Here is a 12,539-nt window from a genome sequence, read left to right as displayed (position 1 = left end):
ATGTTGATGCCAAAAAAGACAAAATATAGAAAGCAGATGAAAGGTCGCAATCGTGGCAAGTCATTTCGCGGTTGCTCTCTTGCATTTGGCAATATAGGTATTAAAGCATTAGAACACGGACGCATAGATTCTAGACAAATAGAATCTGCACGTATTGCGATGACACGTCACATCAAGAGAGCTGGTAAGGTGTGGATACGAGTTTTTCCAGATAAGCCATTGACAGCAAAACCTCTTGAAGTGAGAATGGGTAAAGGTAAAGGCGGTGTCGAAAAATGGGTTATGAACATTAAACCTGGTCGTATTATTTATGAAATGATAGGTATTGATGAAGGATTGGCACGTGAAGCTTTGGCATTGGCACAAAGCAAACTCCCATTTAAAACAAAAATCATAACAAGCGAGAGCGAAAATGAAATTTACTGAATTGAAAGACAAAGATATTGTCGAATTACAAAAGTTGCTTAAAGAAAAGAAGTCATTGTTGTTTGAAACTAGGCTTAAATTAAAGACTATGCAATCAACAAATCCTAGTGAGCTTAAATTTGTGCGTAAAGACATAGCACGGATTAATACAGCGATTAATGCCAAAAAGGATGTCAAATGAGTGAAAAACAAGCACACAAAAGAGTGATACAAGGAAGAATTGTAAGTAAAGCAGGCGATAAAAGTGTGGTGGTGCTTTTAGAGAGAAAAGTTCTCCACCCAAAGTATAGAAAAATCGTTAAGAGATTTAAGAAATATACAATCCACGATGAAAACAATCAAGCCAAGGTTGGCGATGTGGTGAGTGCAATTGAGTGTAGACCAATTTCTAAGAGCAAATCTTTTAGATTAAAAGATATTGTGGTGAAAGGAGTAGAGCTATGATACAAAGTTTTACAAGATTGAATGTCGCTGATAATAGTGGCGCTAAAGAGATTATGTGTATCAAGGTTCTTGGTGGTAGTCATAGACGCTACGCACGTGTTGGTGATGTGATTGTTGCATCTGTAAAAAAAGCAATTCCAAATGGAAAAGTTAAAAAAGGGCAAGTAGTTAAAGCAGTGATTGTGAGAACAAAAAAGGAGATTCATAGAGAAAATGGATCCTTGGTTCGATTTGATGAAAACGCTGCTGTAATCCTTGATGCAAAAAGGGAACCTATTGGCACAAGGATTTTTGGACCAGTTAGTAGAGAAGTGCGATATGCAAATTTTATGAAAATAGTATCGTTAGCTCCGGAGGTGTTATAGTGAAATGCAAAATTAAAAAGGGCGATGTAGTTGTAGCTATCGCTGGTGATGATAAAGGTAAAAGTGGTAAGGTGATTAAGGTATTACCAAAAAAGGGACAAGTTATAGTTGAGGGTTTGAGAGTAGCTAAAAAATCAATCAAACCTAGCGACAAAGATCCCAAAGGTGGCTTTGCAAACAAAGAGATGCCAATAGATATCTCTAATGTGAAAAAAGCGGAGGGAGATAAATAATGTTTGAGTTACGTAGAAAGTATAAAGAAGAGCTTGTCTCAAAGCTTAAAGAAGAATTGCAAATTACAAATGCAATGCTTGTCCCAAGACTAGAAAAAATTGTGATTAGCGTTGGTGCGGGAGATTATGCAAAAGATAGCAAAATTATGCAAAATATTGCCGATACAATCTCGCTTATTGCTGGACAAAAGGCGATTGTTACGAAAGCTAAAAAATCTGTAGCAGGATTTAAGATGCGTGAAGGTATGCCAATGGGTGTGAAAGTTACACTTAGAGGCAATATGATGTATAACTTCTTGGAAAAACTTATTGTTATTGCATTACCTAGAGTGAAAGACTTTAGGGGTATTAAACGCAATGGTTTTGATGGGAGAGGAAATTATAGTTTTGGTCTTAATGAGCAGCTTATGTTCCCAGAAGTAGTGTATGATGATATTATGGTGACACATGGTATGAATATCACGATCGTAACATCAACTAATAGCGATAAAGAGGCTTTCAAACTACTTGAAATGTTTGGTATGCCTTTTGCAAAAGGACGATAAAATGGCAAAAAAATCTATGATAGCAAAAGCTAAGAGAAAAGCAAAATTTAGTGCAAGAGCCTATACAAGATGTCAAGTATGTGGTAGACCACATTCTGTATATAGAGATTTTGGGTTATGTCGTGTATGCCTACGTAAAATGGGCAATGAGGGATTGATCCCAGGACTTAGAAAAGCAAGCTGGTAAGGAGTGAGTGATGGTAAATGATATTATTGCAGATTCTTTGACACGCATTCGCAATGCTTCCATGAGAAGACTAGAAGTTACAAATTTGTATTATGCAAAAATTGTTGTTTCTATTTTGGAAGTTTTTAAAACAAAAGGCTTTATCAAAGACTATAAGGTGATTGATAAAGATGGTAAACAATCTATTAGTGTGCAGCTTGAATATGATGAACAAGGTAAAAGTGCCATTAATGAAATTAAAAGAATTAGTAAGCCTGGTAGACGCGTATATAAGGGACATAACGAATTAAAACGATTCAAAAATGGTTATGGAACTATCGTGGTAAGCACAAGTAAAGGTGTGATCGCAAATGATGAGGCATATAAGGCTAATGTCGGTGGCGAAGCACTTTGCAGTATATGGTAAGGGGAGGAATAGCGATGTCAAGAGTTGGAAAAAGACCAATTAGTATTCCAAATGGTGTAGAAGTAGTATTGGAAGGGAGTAAATTACTCTTTAAAGGTGCTAAATCTCAACAAGAACTAGAAACTTTTGGACGTGTCAATATTGAAATAAAAGATGGCAATATTTGGTTTGCTAAAAGTGATGACACTCCACAATCTCGAGCATATTGGGGAACATATCGCGCATTAGCCAATAATATAGTGATAGGCTTGAGCAGTGGTTTTACAAAAGTTTTGGAAATTAATGGTGTGGGATACAAGGCAAATGTTAATGGCAAGAATCTAGAACTTGCACTTGGTTTTTCTCACCCTGTAGTGTATCCAATACCTCAAGGTGTTGAGATGAGTGTAGAAAAAAATACCATTACTATTAAGGGTAGCGATAAACAACAGATAGGGCAGATTGCCGCTGAAATTAGAAAATTTAGACCACCAGAGCCTTATAAGGGTAAAGGCATTAAATATTCTGATGAAGTGATTATCCGCAAAGCTGGTAAAACTTCTAAAAAATAAGGTGTGAGCAATGAGAGAAAATATATTGGAAAGAAAAAAAGTATTGCGCACTAAGCGCAAGCTTAGAACAAGGGGCAAGGTTTTTGGTGTTGCAGATATGCCTAGAGTAACGATTTTTCGATCGAATAAGTATTTCTATGCACAGGCGATTAATGACACAGAATCTAGAACATTAGTGGCAGTTGATGGCAAAAAAATGGGGCTTGGCAATAATAAAGAAAATGTTGCCAAAATTGCTCAAAGCTTTGCACAAGAACTTGCTAAGAAAGGTATTTCTAAGATAGTGTTTGATAGAAATGGCTATTTGTATCATGGCGTGGTTGCAGTGTTTGCGGATACTTTGCGAAAAAATGGTATCGCATTTTAGTGTAAAGTGAAAGGAAGCTTATGGAAATTAATAGAGAAGAATTTAGTGAAGTAGTGGTAAACATTGGTAGGGTTACAAAGGTTGTAAAAGGTGGTCGTCGCTTTAGATTCAATGCATTAGTTGTGGTTGGCAACAAAAATGGTCTTATAGGCTTTGGATTAGGAAAAGCTAAAGAAGTCCCTGATGCAATTAAAAAGGCAATTGATGATGCGTTTAAAAATATCATCAAAGTCAATGTTAAAGGCACCACTATAGCGCATGACATTGAGTGTAAATATAATGCAAGTCGTATTTTGTTAAAACCTGCAAGCGAGGGAACAGGTGTTATTGCTGGTGGATCAGCACGATCTGTGATTGAATTAGCAGGTATTAAAGACATTTTGACAAAATCTCTTGGCTCAAACAATCCTTATAATATTGTTCGTGCTACGGTTGATGCATTATCTAGGATTAAAGCTTAAGTATTATTAAGGAGTTTTCGTGGCATTAGAAAATATTAAACCTGCAAAGGGTAGTGTAAAAGATATAAAGAGAGTTGGTCGTGGTCAAGGCAGTGGTATGGGAAAAACTTCTACAAGAGGTGGAAAAGGACAAACTGCTAGAACGGGTTATAAAGCAAAGAGAGGTTTTGAGGGTGGTCAGCAACCACTACAAAGACGATTGCCTAAAGTTGGGTTTACTTCTAGGGTATCAAAACCTTATGTTGTGAATGCGGATAAGGTGAGCGTGTTAGATTCTCTTACAGAAATTACTATGGTAAGCTTGAGAGAAAAAATTACTATACCTTCGTATGTAACGTGTGTCAAGATTATTGGGACAAAGGCAAAAACACTTGTTGCTAAAATTAAGGATGAGTCTATTACAACTAGCGGAAATAAATAATGAATAGAGCGATTTTTAATAAAATTCTTATTACTTTAGCATTTTTATTTGTTTATAGAGTTCTTGCGTATGTCACTGTTCCAGGTGTTGATGTAGGAGTAATTCAGAGCATTATTAGTGATTATTCGGATGGCGTTTTGGGCTTATTCAATATGTTTAGCGGAAATGCCATTGAGCGTTTTAGTATTATTTCTTTAGGTATTATGCCTTATATTACTGCATCCATTATCATGGAACTTCTTTCAGCTACATTTCCAGGTTTAGCAAAAATGAAAAAAGAGCGCGATGGTATGCAAAAATATATGCAAATCATCCGTTATGTCACTATTGTTATTACCATTGTGCAAGCTATAAGCGTAAGTATAGGTCTTGGTAGCATTCAAGAAGGTGCGCGTTCTGCTGTAACAATTGACTTACCGGTTTTTGTAACTATAGCGGTTTTTTCTATGCTTACAGGCACTATGTTGCTTATGTGGATTGGTGAGCAAATCACGCAAAGAGGCGTTGGTAATGGTATTAGTCTTATTATCTTTGCTGGTATTGTGTCAGGCATTCCACAAGCAATTGCCACAGTCTTTGATTTGGTAAATACAGATCAAATTAGCATTATTGCGTTTATAGGGCTCTTACTTGTAGTGATTTTTACTATTTTGGCTATTATCATAGTGGAGCTTTCAGAACGCAGAGTCCAAGTTTCTTATGCACGCAAGGTTATTATGCAAAACCAAAATAAGCGCATTATGAATTACATACCTATCAAAATTAACCTTAGTGGTGTGATTCCTCCTATTTTTGCATCAGCGATTTTAGTCTTTCCTTCGACACTTTTACAAGCTTCTTCGAATGAAGTAGTGCGTAAGATTGCTGATATTTTAAGCCCAACTGGATATACCTATAATCTTCTTATGTTTTTATTGGTTATTTTCTTTGCATATTTTTATTCTTCAATAGTTTTTAATGCCAAGGATATAGCGGATAATCTCAAACGACAGGGTGGATTTATACCAGGTATGCGTCCTGGAGAGGGCACGTCAACATTTTTAAATAATGTTGCGAGCAATTTAACATTGTGGGGTTCTTTATATTTGGCACTTGTTTCTACACTTCCTTGGCTTATTGTCAAAGCTACAGGCATTCAGTTTTATTTCGGTGGGACAGCAGTGCTTATTGTAGTGCAGGTGGCTATAGATACTATGCGAAAAATTGAAGCACAGATTTATATGAACAAGTATAAAACTCTTAGTGCGGTTGGATTGTAATGGCGATAAGCATTAAGAATCCTAAAGAAATTTCAGCATTACAGATTCCAAATCGCGTTGTTGCGCAATCTTTGGATCTAGCACGAAAGAGCGCAAAAGAGGGCATGAGTCTAAAAGAATTAGATTCTATCATAGAGGATTTTATTCTTTCTTGTGGTGCGAAGCCTTCTTTTAAGGGTTTGTATGGCTTTCCTTGTGCTGTTTGTATTTCTGTAAATGAAGTCATTATTCATGGTATTCCGACTGATTATAGACTAAAGAGTGGTGATATCGTAGGTGTAGATATAGGAGCAGAATATAATGGATGGTTTGGTGATGGAGCTATTACTTTTGGTATAGGTGAGATTACCAAAACAGATGAGCAGCTTATACAATGCTCCAAAGATGTTTTATATGATGCTATAGATTCTATACGTGTCAATATGCATTTTAAGGAATTGAGTAAGTTTTTGCAAGATCGTATTGTAGCAAGTGGATTTGTGCCACTGCAGGGCTTTTGTGGGCATGGAATTGGTCGTGCACCCCATGAGGAACCAGAGATTCCAAATTTTTTGGAAACACCAAATCCTAAGCAAGGACCTAAGATTCGTGAGGGAATGGTGTTTTGCATAGAGCCTATGATTTGTCAAAAAAGTGGCGAACCTAAAGTGTTAAGTGATAATTGGTCGGTGGTTTCTGCTGATGGACTTAATGGAAGCCATTATGAACATACGGTTGCAATTATTGGTGGTAAGGCGCAGATATTAACGGAGGTATAAATGGCAAAAGATGATATGATAGAGGTTGATGGCAAAGTTATAGAGGCATTGCCTAATGCTACCTTTAAAGTTGAAATTGCAAATGGTAAGGTTGTGCTATGTAGAATAGCAGGCAAGATGCGTATGAATTACATTAGGATTTTACCCGGTGATAAGGTGCGTATCGAGCTAACACCTTATAGTGTAGATAAAGGACGGATTGTCTATCGAAATAAATAATATAGGCTTTCAGAATCTAGCTCTTAGATTTTGTATGAGAAGTTTAAGAACTAGATTTTGCAATTTAGTGAGATCTAAGTGGCTTTTAATGATTTTTTGCATACAATCCCAAGTTTTATTAAAATCGAGTTTCTGTTTTAATAGAGCCTAGATTTTGCAAATTTCAAGCAAGGAGTAGGTATGAAAGTAAGACCTTCGGTCAAGAAAATGTGCGATAAATGTAAGATTATCAAACGTAAGGGTGTGGTTAGAGTGATTTGCTCAACCCCAAAACACAAACAAAGACAAGGATAAACAATGGCGAGAATTGCTGGTGTAGATTTGCCAAAGAAAAAAAGAGTAGAGTATGCATTGACTTATATCTATGGAATAGGCTTGAAAAGTTCCAGAGATATACTCACATCTGTTAATATTTCTTTTGATAAGCGAGTTCATGATCTCAGCGAGGACGAAGTTTCTACTATAGCTAAAAAGATTCAAGAAAGCTATATGGTCGAGGGTGATTTGCGTAAGAAAGTTACGATGGATATCAAGGCACTTATGGATTTAGGAAGTTATCGCGGTTTGCGTCATAGAAGAGGATTGCCTGTCCGCGGTCAAACAACAAAAAATAATGCCCGAACACGCAAGGGCAAGAAAAAAACCGTTGGAAGCAAATAAGGAGTAGAGAATGGCAAAACGCAATGTAACAAAAAAGAGAGTGGTGAAAAAAAATATCGCTCGTGGGATTGTGTGTATTTCTGCAACCTTTAACAATACAAATGTAACCGTCACAGATGAGATGGGTAATGTTATTTGTTGGGCTACTGCGGGTGGCTTAGGCTTTAAGGGGAGCAAGAAATCTACTCCTTATGCGGCACAACAAGCAGTCGAGTCTGCATTAACCAAAGCAAAAGAACATGGCATCAAAGAAGTTGGTATTAAGGTTCAAGGACCAGGAAGTGGGCGTGAAACTGCTGTAAAAAGTGTAGGTGCAACAGAGGGTATTAAGGTATTGTGGCTCAAAGATGTAACGCCATTGCCACATAATGGTTGTAGACCACCAAAAAGAAGAAGAGTGTAAGGAGAAAAGATGGCAAGATATAGAGGTCCGGTAGAAAAACTAGAAAGACGTTTTGGTGTGTCTCTCGCACTAAAGGGTGAGCGTCGTTTAGCTGGTAAAAGCGCACTTGAAAAGCGCCCATATGGTCCTGGTCAGCATGGGCAAAAACGAGGTAAAATCTCAGAGTATGGATTGCAACTTGCAGAAAAACAAAAAGCAAAAATTATGTATGGCACAAGTGAAAAGCAATTCCGAGCGCTTTTTAGAGAAGCTAATAGACAAGAAGGGAATACAGGAGAGAATCTTATTCGTCTTATTGAATGCAGGCTTGATAATGTTGTATATCGTATGGGTTTTGCTACCACAAGAAGATTTGCTCGTCAATTGGTAACACACGGACATATTTTGGTAGATGGTAAAAGAGTAGATATACCTTCATATTCTGTGCGTGTTGGACAAAAAATCGAGCTTAAAGAAAAAAGCAAAAAAAATCCTCAAGTCATTCGTGCTATTGAGCTTACTGCACAGACAGGAATTGTGCCTTGGGTTGATGTCGATAAAGACAAAGCTTTTGGAATCTTTACGCGCTTCCCTGTGAGAGAAGAAGTAGTAATTCCTATCGAAGAGAGACTTATCGTTGAGTTGTATTCTAAATAATATATAAAGGTGGTAATTAGGATGAAAACAATTAAAACACAGCCCTATATTCCTGAAGATATAAAAATAGAGGAATTGGGGGAAAACCGCATTACGATAAGTGTTTCACCTTTTGAATCTGGCTATGCTATTACTTTTGCTCATCCATTACGACGCTTGTTGCTTTCGAGTTCGGTAGGATATGCAGCAATAGCTTTAAAAATTGATGGCGTAACACATGAATTTGATTCTATTCGGGGAATTGTTGAGGATGTATCGCAATTTATAGCAAACCTCAAGAATATTCGTTTTAGTATCAAAGATAAAGAAAATGATTCTTCTGTGGAGCTTAGCTATAACTTTAAGGGTCCTATGGTATTAAATGGCAAGGATCTTATCAATGATTTAACAGATGTAGTGAATCCAGATGTATATCTAGCGACTATTAATGAAAATTTTGAATTAAGTTTTTCTCTCACGATTAAAAAAGGCATAGGATATGTGCCTAGTGAAGAGATTAGAGCTGATATACCAGAAGGATATATACCTCTTGATGCGTATTTTACTCCAGTAAAGCGTGTTGTGTATGATATTAGCAATATCTTGGTTGAGGATAATCCAAACTTTGAAAAGCTTGTATTTGATATTCAAACAGATGGACAGATTAAGCCATTGGAAGCTTTTAAAGATGCGATTGCCATAATGTATAAACAAATGGCTGTTTTTGGTGTGGAGCTTCAAGAAACTAATACGCCAAGCAGAAATACAGAGGATAGTGGAGAGCTCAAGACGCTTTTAATGACTTTGAGTTCTTTGGATTTGAGCGCACGTTGTTTTAATTGTCTTGATAGATCAGGACTTAAGTATGTTGGCGAGCTCACATGTATGGAAGAAAATGATATAAAAAATATCAAGAATATGGGCAAGAAATCTTTTGATGAAATTGCTGAAAAACTTCAGGAGTTGGGTTATCCTATAGGTGTAGACCTCTCAGAAGATCTAAAAGCAACATTCTCTCGCAAACTTGCCAAACTAAAAGCTTAAGGGGAGCACAATGAGACACAATCATGGATACAGAAAACTTGGTAGGACTTCAGCACATAGAAAGGCGTTGCTTAAGAATCTTGCTATTGCACTTATAAAATATGAAAAAATTGAGACAAGCGTGTTTAAGGCAAAGGAGCTTCAGTCTTATATTGAAAAACTTGTGAGTGCTGCTCGAGTTGAAGATTTTAATACACATCGTTTTGTATTTGCGTCTTTGCAAGATAAGGAAACCACCAAAAAACTTATCGCACAAATAGCACCAAAATACAAAGATCGCAATGGTGGTTACACAAGGATTCAAAGAACGCGTCTTCGCAGAGGTGATGCGTCACAAATGGCTATCATTGAGTTTGTATAATTTAAAGCATAATGAAAGGACTACGCGTAATAGTATTTATGTGTAGTCTATTATCGCTTGGTTGTTCTAGTTATCACATTACTGCACTCCCACAGGATTCTTTACAGAGAGAATTTGATAGTGGGGTAGAGATTTTTACCTCCCAAACATCACAATCTTTAGTTCATTTTGAAGTTGCTCAACACCTCATAGGAGGAAATAACAATATACCTTTAGCTATATTTATTGTAGCCCAAATGAAAAAAGGCGATGAAGTTATGTTCGATGTGGATTGTATATGGGCACTACAAAATGGCAAACAAGTAGAGATTCTAGATTATGAAGCGGCTAAACAATCAAATCTCAATTTTGGTAAAGCTATAGAATCTTTTGGTATCTTTACGCCCAAAGAGCAAACTTCTTTACAATCTGTTTTGATTCCTTCACCTATCCTTATCTATCGTGGTCACCCTGGATTTTTTCTGTATACACCTTGGGTATATAGTGCGCGGGATCGCCTTGAACAATCTGAACGCCTTGAAGAAAAAAGAAGAGAAAGATCAGTTATTCTTTCTAGCTATTTGCGTAAAAATACACTTAAGGTTGGCAATCCACCAAGGGGAGGTTTTATCGTGATTGATCCTAGCGAATTACAAAGTGGTGTTTTAGAGCTTTATGTAAGAGTTGGCACACAAATACATACCCTAAAACTTATGTTAGAAAAATAGAGGATGTCATATGGATATTGCGCAGTTTGTCAAAGAGGCTTTGTCTGAAGATCTAGGGAGAGGAGATTTATTTGCATATGTGGTGCAAGATAGAGATGCTTGTGCGCATATCGTAGCCAAAGAGGTGGGAATTTTTTCTGGTCAAATATATATCGAGGCTTTATGTAGTGCGCATAATGTTGCACTAGAATTATTTGTGCAAGATTCACAAGCCTTTGAATCTCATAAGATTTTAGGAATTTTGCGCGGGAGCTATGTCGCAATTCTTCAAATTGAGCGCACTTTGCTTAATATTATTGCCCACAGCAGTGGAATAGCGACACATACCCACGCTTTTGTGCAATGTGCCAAAACACATATCAAGATTCTTGATACGCGCAAAACACGCCCACTATTGCGTGTATTTGAAAAATATTCTGTGCGGAATGGTGGCGCAGATAATCATAGATTCGGGCTAGATGACGCACTTATGCTAAAAGATACGCATTTAGCGCTTATCCAAGATTTAGAATCTACGATTGCACACGCACGCAAGCAGATTCCTTGGACATGTAAGATTGAGATTGAAGTCAATGATTATGCGATGGCACAAAAAGCGTTTGAGGCTGGTGCTGATATTGTGATGTGCGATAATATGGTGATTGATGAGATTAAAAAGGTTGTGGCGTTACGCAATGAGAGCTATCCACATATTGCATTAGAAGCTAGTGGTAATATCACATTGCACAATATTAGTGAATATGCTAGAAGTGGCGTTGATGCCTTAAGTATAGGAGCGCTTATACATCAGGCAAAATGGCTTGATGTAAGCTTAAAAATGCAAAAGTAGTTATGCAAAGTATAGAAGAATTTTTTATAAAAGGATTACAAAAGAGCGGAGTGTGTGCTAAGCTTGATGATGATGTGCATACATTTGGCTTTGATGCTTTTGGAGATTCTAGGCGTTGGATAGTTGCTCTTGATGGGTTTTGTGAGGATATTCACTTTAAGCGTTCATGGTTTAGTGTTTATGAAGCGACCCAAAAGGCATTTTTGGTAAATATTTCAGATATTATTGCCAAAAATGCCTTGCCAAAATATGCGCTATTAAGCCTTGTGATACCAAGAGATTTCACATCAGAGAATATCCAAGAGATTATTAATGCCACAAAAACAATGTGTCAAAAATTTGCCATACAAATTGTGGGTGGCGATACTATGTGTGGAAATAGATTGGAATTTCATATATGTATTTTTGGTCAAGCAAAACGTGTGATTCCGCGTGTGGTAAAGCAAAAAGGATTATCAATCTTTTGCACACAAGATAGAATCCATGGACTTGGAGAATCTTTTCGAACTCTCAAATATTTGCTCGCCAACAAGGATTTTTCAAACACAAATTTTAAGCGACACACTTTGTATAGAGATAATCTAGATTCTATGAGAGTGCATATTAATCGTTTTTTGTATCCAACATTACGCGTGGCATTTATGAAGCGTTTTGGCAAAAATATAAAGGCGAGTATGGATCTTTCTGATGGACTTTTGCAAGATGTGATAAAGCTTTTGGGTGGATATGGTATGAGATATAGCAGTTTTTTGCGATCCATGTCTATGGGCAAACAAAAGTGGCGTTTGCAAAGTGGTGAAGAATATGAAATTCTTTTTGCGATTTCTCCAAAGCAAAAAATCGCCTTACACAGAATCCTTAAAATATGTCGAATTGGTGTGCTAGAAGTAGGTAAAGTAACGCGAGGTAAGATAAAGACACACACAAAAAAATGGCATTAGGTGTTTTAATTTATGATTTTTTTGATTTTTTATAATATTTCAAATATCCAAAAGCAAACTTTAAGCTTTGTATGTGTAGTATTTCGTTTCCCAATTTTGAGATACTAAAGCATCTAGCTTATGTAATTACTACCAAATGTAACACAACATATTCTAATGTCTTTTAGCAATCAATTTGTGGTGTTCTTTTTACTTAAAATACTTTATCTATAATATAAATACTTTAAAATCTCTATATCGTTTAAGATACATAGGGTCTTTAGAATTATTTAGAAATATGGAAACAAGATTTTGGTAATGATCTTTGACATCTAAGCAAGAAATAAAAGATAAGCAT

24 protein-coding genes are annotated in these 12,539 nt (G+C 36.6%); all 24 read left to right on the top strand.

The window, feature by feature from the left end; all coding sequences use genetic code 11:
* The 24 genes from rplP (at position 1) to B9T66_RS03215 (ending at position 12,202) form a co-directional block, all read left to right on the top strand.
* Complete coding sequence (gene rplP, locus B9T66_RS03330; RefSeq protein ID WP_095627581.1) at positions 1 to 426, top strand: 50S ribosomal protein L16; 426 nt, start codon at positions 1 to 3, stop codon at positions 424 to 426.
* Positions 413 to 607 (top strand): 50S ribosomal protein L29, encoded by a 195-nt coding sequence (gene rpmC, locus B9T66_RS03325; protein ID WP_095627580.1) that lies wholly within the window; start codon positions 413 to 415, stop codon positions 605 to 607. Before rplP ends, rpmC begins: the two co-directional genes overlap by 14 nt.
* The gene (gene rpsQ / locus B9T66_RS03320) at positions 604 to 870 is read left to right on the top strand and encodes a 30S ribosomal protein S17 (RefSeq protein WP_095627579.1); all 267 of its coding nucleotides are present in this window, start codon (positions 604 to 606) and stop codon (positions 868 to 870) included. Before rpmC ends, rpsQ begins: the two co-directional genes overlap by 4 nt.
* Entirely contained in the window at positions 867 to 1,235 is a 369-nt protein-coding gene (gene rplN / locus B9T66_RS03315) for a 50S ribosomal protein L14 (protein ID WP_095627578.1), read from the top strand. Before rpsQ ends, rplN begins: the two co-directional genes overlap by 4 nt.
* The gene (gene rplX, locus B9T66_RS03310; RefSeq protein ID WP_095627577.1) at positions 1,232 to 1,468 is read left to right on the top strand and encodes a 50S ribosomal protein L24; all 237 of its coding nucleotides are present in this window, start codon (positions 1,232 to 1,234) and stop codon (positions 1,466 to 1,468) included. Before rplN ends, rplX begins: the two co-directional genes overlap by 4 nt.
* A complete protein-coding gene (gene rplE / locus B9T66_RS03305) occupies positions 1,468 to 2,013 on the top strand; it encodes a 50S ribosomal protein L5 (RefSeq protein ID WP_095627576.1) in 546 nt (181 codons plus the stop codon). Before rplX ends, rplE begins: the two co-directional genes overlap by 1 nt.
* Before the next feature lies 1 nt (position 2,014).
* Positions 2,015 to 2,200, top strand: a complete 186-nt coding sequence (locus B9T66_RS03300) for a type Z 30S ribosomal protein S14 (RefSeq protein WP_066387869.1) — start codon at positions 2,015 to 2,017, stop codon at positions 2,198 to 2,200.
* A gap of 10 nt (positions 2,201 to 2,210) precedes the next feature.
* On the top strand, positions 2,211 to 2,606 hold the full coding sequence (rpsH, locus tag B9T66_RS03295) for a 30S ribosomal protein S8 (RefSeq protein ID WP_095627575.1): 396 nt from the start codon (positions 2,211 to 2,213) through the stop codon (positions 2,604 to 2,606).
* Between the two features lie 14 nt (positions 2,607 to 2,620).
* The gene (rplF, locus tag B9T66_RS03290; RefSeq protein WP_095627574.1) at positions 2,621 to 3,157 is read left to right on the top strand and encodes a 50S ribosomal protein L6; all 537 of its coding nucleotides are present in this window, start codon (positions 2,621 to 2,623) and stop codon (positions 3,155 to 3,157) included.
* A gap of 10 nt (positions 3,158 to 3,167) precedes the next feature.
* Positions 3,168 to 3,524, top strand: coding sequence for a 50S ribosomal protein L18 (rplR, locus tag B9T66_RS03285; RefSeq protein ID WP_095627573.1), 357 nt, complete (start codon positions 3,168 to 3,170; stop codon positions 3,522 to 3,524).
* 20 nt (positions 3,525 to 3,544) lie between these two features.
* Entirely contained in the window at positions 3,545 to 3,985 is a 441-nt protein-coding gene (gene rpsE / locus B9T66_RS03280) for a 30S ribosomal protein S5 (protein ID WP_095627572.1), read from the top strand.
* Positions 3,986 to 4,004: 19 nt separating this feature from the next.
* Positions 4,005 to 4,406 carry a 50S ribosomal protein L15 gene (rplO, locus tag B9T66_RS03275; protein ID WP_095627571.1) on the top strand — a complete coding sequence of 134 codons (402 nt, stop codon included), beginning with the start codon at positions 4,005 to 4,007 and terminating at the stop codon, positions 4,404 to 4,406.
* Complete coding sequence (secY, locus tag B9T66_RS03270; RefSeq protein ID WP_095627570.1) at positions 4,406 to 5,665, top strand: preprotein translocase subunit SecY; 1,260 nt, start codon at positions 4,406 to 4,408, stop codon at positions 5,663 to 5,665. Before rplO ends, secY begins: the two co-directional genes overlap by 1 nt.
* A complete protein-coding gene (gene map / locus B9T66_RS03265; protein WP_095627569.1) occupies positions 5,665 to 6,423 on the top strand; it encodes a type I methionyl aminopeptidase in 759 nt (252 codons plus the stop codon). Before secY ends, map begins: the two co-directional genes overlap by 1 nt.
* Entirely contained in the window at positions 6,424 to 6,642 is a 219-nt protein-coding gene (gene infA, locus B9T66_RS03260) for a translation initiation factor IF-1 (protein ID WP_095627568.1), read from the top strand. It begins immediately after the preceding gene.
* Positions 6,643 to 6,822: 180 nt separating this feature from the next.
* Positions 6,823 to 6,936 (top strand): 50S ribosomal protein L36, encoded by a 114-nt coding sequence (gene rpmJ / locus B9T66_RS03255; protein ID WP_023927895.1) that lies wholly within the window; start codon positions 6,823 to 6,825, stop codon positions 6,934 to 6,936.
* 3 nt (positions 6,937 to 6,939) lie between these two features.
* The gene (gene rpsM / locus B9T66_RS03250; RefSeq protein ID WP_095627567.1) at positions 6,940 to 7,302 is read left to right on the top strand and encodes a 30S ribosomal protein S13; all 363 of its coding nucleotides are present in this window, start codon (positions 6,940 to 6,942) and stop codon (positions 7,300 to 7,302) included.
* 10 nt (positions 7,303 to 7,312) lie between these two features.
* On the top strand, positions 7,313 to 7,705 hold the full coding sequence (gene rpsK / locus B9T66_RS03245) for a 30S ribosomal protein S11 (protein ID WP_095627566.1): 393 nt from the start codon (positions 7,313 to 7,315) through the stop codon (positions 7,703 to 7,705).
* Between the two features lie 9 nt (positions 7,706 to 7,714).
* On the top strand, positions 7,715 to 8,341 hold the full coding sequence (rpsD, locus tag B9T66_RS03240) for a 30S ribosomal protein S4 (protein WP_095627565.1): 627 nt from the start codon (positions 7,715 to 7,717) through the stop codon (positions 8,339 to 8,341).
* 21 nt (positions 8,342 to 8,362) lie between these two features.
* Positions 8,363 to 9,364, top strand: coding sequence for a DNA-directed RNA polymerase subunit alpha (locus B9T66_RS03235; RefSeq protein WP_095627564.1), 1,002 nt, complete (start codon positions 8,363 to 8,365; stop codon positions 9,362 to 9,364).
* Positions 9,365 to 9,374: 10 nt separating this feature from the next.
* Positions 9,375 to 9,725 carry a 50S ribosomal protein L17 gene (rplQ, locus tag B9T66_RS03230; RefSeq protein ID WP_095627563.1) on the top strand — a complete coding sequence of 117 codons (351 nt, stop codon included), beginning with the start codon at positions 9,375 to 9,377 and terminating at the stop codon, positions 9,723 to 9,725.
* 11 nt (positions 9,726 to 9,736) lie between these two features.
* Positions 9,737 to 10,432 carry a hypothetical protein gene (locus tag B9T66_RS03225; protein ID WP_143429089.1) on the top strand — a complete coding sequence of 232 codons (696 nt, stop codon included), beginning with the start codon at positions 9,737 to 9,739 and terminating at the stop codon, positions 10,430 to 10,432.
* A 10-nt stretch (positions 10,433 to 10,442) separates the two neighbouring features.
* Positions 10,443 to 11,261 carry a carboxylating nicotinate-nucleotide diphosphorylase gene (gene nadC / locus B9T66_RS03220; protein ID WP_095627561.1) on the top strand — a complete coding sequence of 273 codons (819 nt, stop codon included), beginning with the start codon at positions 10,443 to 10,445 and terminating at the stop codon, positions 11,259 to 11,261.
* A gap of 2 nt (positions 11,262 to 11,263) precedes the next feature.
* Complete coding sequence (locus tag B9T66_RS03215; protein ID WP_095627560.1) at positions 11,264 to 12,202, top strand: thiamine-phosphate kinase; 939 nt, start codon at positions 11,264 to 11,266, stop codon at positions 12,200 to 12,202.
* The last annotated feature ends 337 nt before the right edge of the window (positions 12,203 to 12,539 follow it).

The organism is Helicobacter sp. TUL (assembly GCF_002287135.1).
In the GTDB taxonomy this organism is placed as follows: domain Bacteria; phylum Campylobacterota; class Campylobacteria; order Campylobacterales; family Helicobacteraceae; genus Helicobacter_F.
This window is presented reverse-complemented; position numbering and strand designations above follow the sequence as displayed.

Bases quoted from the DNA above. Each gene is read 5' to 3' on its own strand.
- rplP (WP_095627581.1), top strand. From the start codon at position 1: ATGTTGATGCCAAAAAAGACAAAATATAGAAAGCAGATGAAAGGTCGC.
- rpmC (WP_095627580.1), top strand. From the start codon at position 413: ATGAAATTTACTGAATTGAAAGACAAAGATATTGTCGAATTACAAAAG.
- rpsQ (WP_095627579.1), top strand. From the start codon at position 604: ATGAGTGAAAAACAAGCACACAAAAGAGTGATACAAGGAAGAATTGTA.
- rplN (WP_095627578.1), top strand. From the start codon at position 867: ATGATACAAAGTTTTACAAGATTGAATGTCGCTGATAATAGTGGCGCT.
- rplE (WP_095627576.1), top strand. From the start codon at position 1,468: ATGTTTGAGTTACGTAGAAAGTATAAAGAAGAGCTTGTCTCAAAGCTT.
- B9T66_RS03300 (WP_066387869.1), top strand. From the start codon at position 2,015: ATGGCAAAAAAATCTATGATAGCAAAAGCTAAGAGAAAAGCAAAATTT.
- rpsH (WP_095627575.1), top strand. From the start codon at position 2,211: ATGGTAAATGATATTATTGCAGATTCTTTGACACGCATTCGCAATGCT.
- rplF (WP_095627574.1), top strand. From the start codon at position 2,621: ATGTCAAGAGTTGGAAAAAGACCAATTAGTATTCCAAATGGTGTAGAA.
- rplR (WP_095627573.1), top strand. From the start codon at position 3,168: ATGAGAGAAAATATATTGGAAAGAAAAAAAGTATTGCGCACTAAGCGC.
- rpsE (WP_095627572.1), top strand. From the start codon at position 3,545: ATGGAAATTAATAGAGAAGAATTTAGTGAAGTAGTGGTAAACATTGGT.
- secY (WP_095627570.1), top strand. From the start codon at position 4,406: ATGAATAGAGCGATTTTTAATAAAATTCTTATTACTTTAGCATTTTTA.
- map (WP_095627569.1), top strand. From the start codon at position 5,665: ATGGCGATAAGCATTAAGAATCCTAAAGAAATTTCAGCATTACAGATT.
- infA (WP_095627568.1), top strand. From the start codon at position 6,424: ATGGCAAAAGATGATATGATAGAGGTTGATGGCAAAGTTATAGAGGCA.
- rpmJ (WP_023927895.1), top strand. From the start codon at position 6,823: ATGAAAGTAAGACCTTCGGTCAAGAAAATGTGCGATAAATGTAAGATT.
- rpsM (WP_095627567.1), top strand. From the start codon at position 6,940: ATGGCGAGAATTGCTGGTGTAGATTTGCCAAAGAAAAAAAGAGTAGAG.
- rpsK (WP_095627566.1), top strand. From the start codon at position 7,313: ATGGCAAAACGCAATGTAACAAAAAAGAGAGTGGTGAAAAAAAATATC.
- rpsD (WP_095627565.1), top strand. From the start codon at position 7,715: ATGGCAAGATATAGAGGTCCGGTAGAAAAACTAGAAAGACGTTTTGGT.
- B9T66_RS03235 (WP_095627564.1), top strand. From the start codon at position 8,363: ATGAAAACAATTAAAACACAGCCCTATATTCCTGAAGATATAAAAATA.
- rplQ (WP_095627563.1), top strand. From the start codon at position 9,375: ATGAGACACAATCATGGATACAGAAAACTTGGTAGGACTTCAGCACAT.
- B9T66_RS03225 (WP_143429089.1), top strand. From the start codon at position 9,737: ATGAAAGGACTACGCGTAATAGTATTTATGTGTAGTCTATTATCGCTT.
- nadC (WP_095627561.1), top strand. From the start codon at position 10,443: ATGGATATTGCGCAGTTTGTCAAAGAGGCTTTGTCTGAAGATCTAGGG.
- B9T66_RS03215 (WP_095627560.1), top strand. From the start codon at position 11,264: ATGCAAAGTATAGAAGAATTTTTTATAAAAGGATTACAAAAGAGCGGA.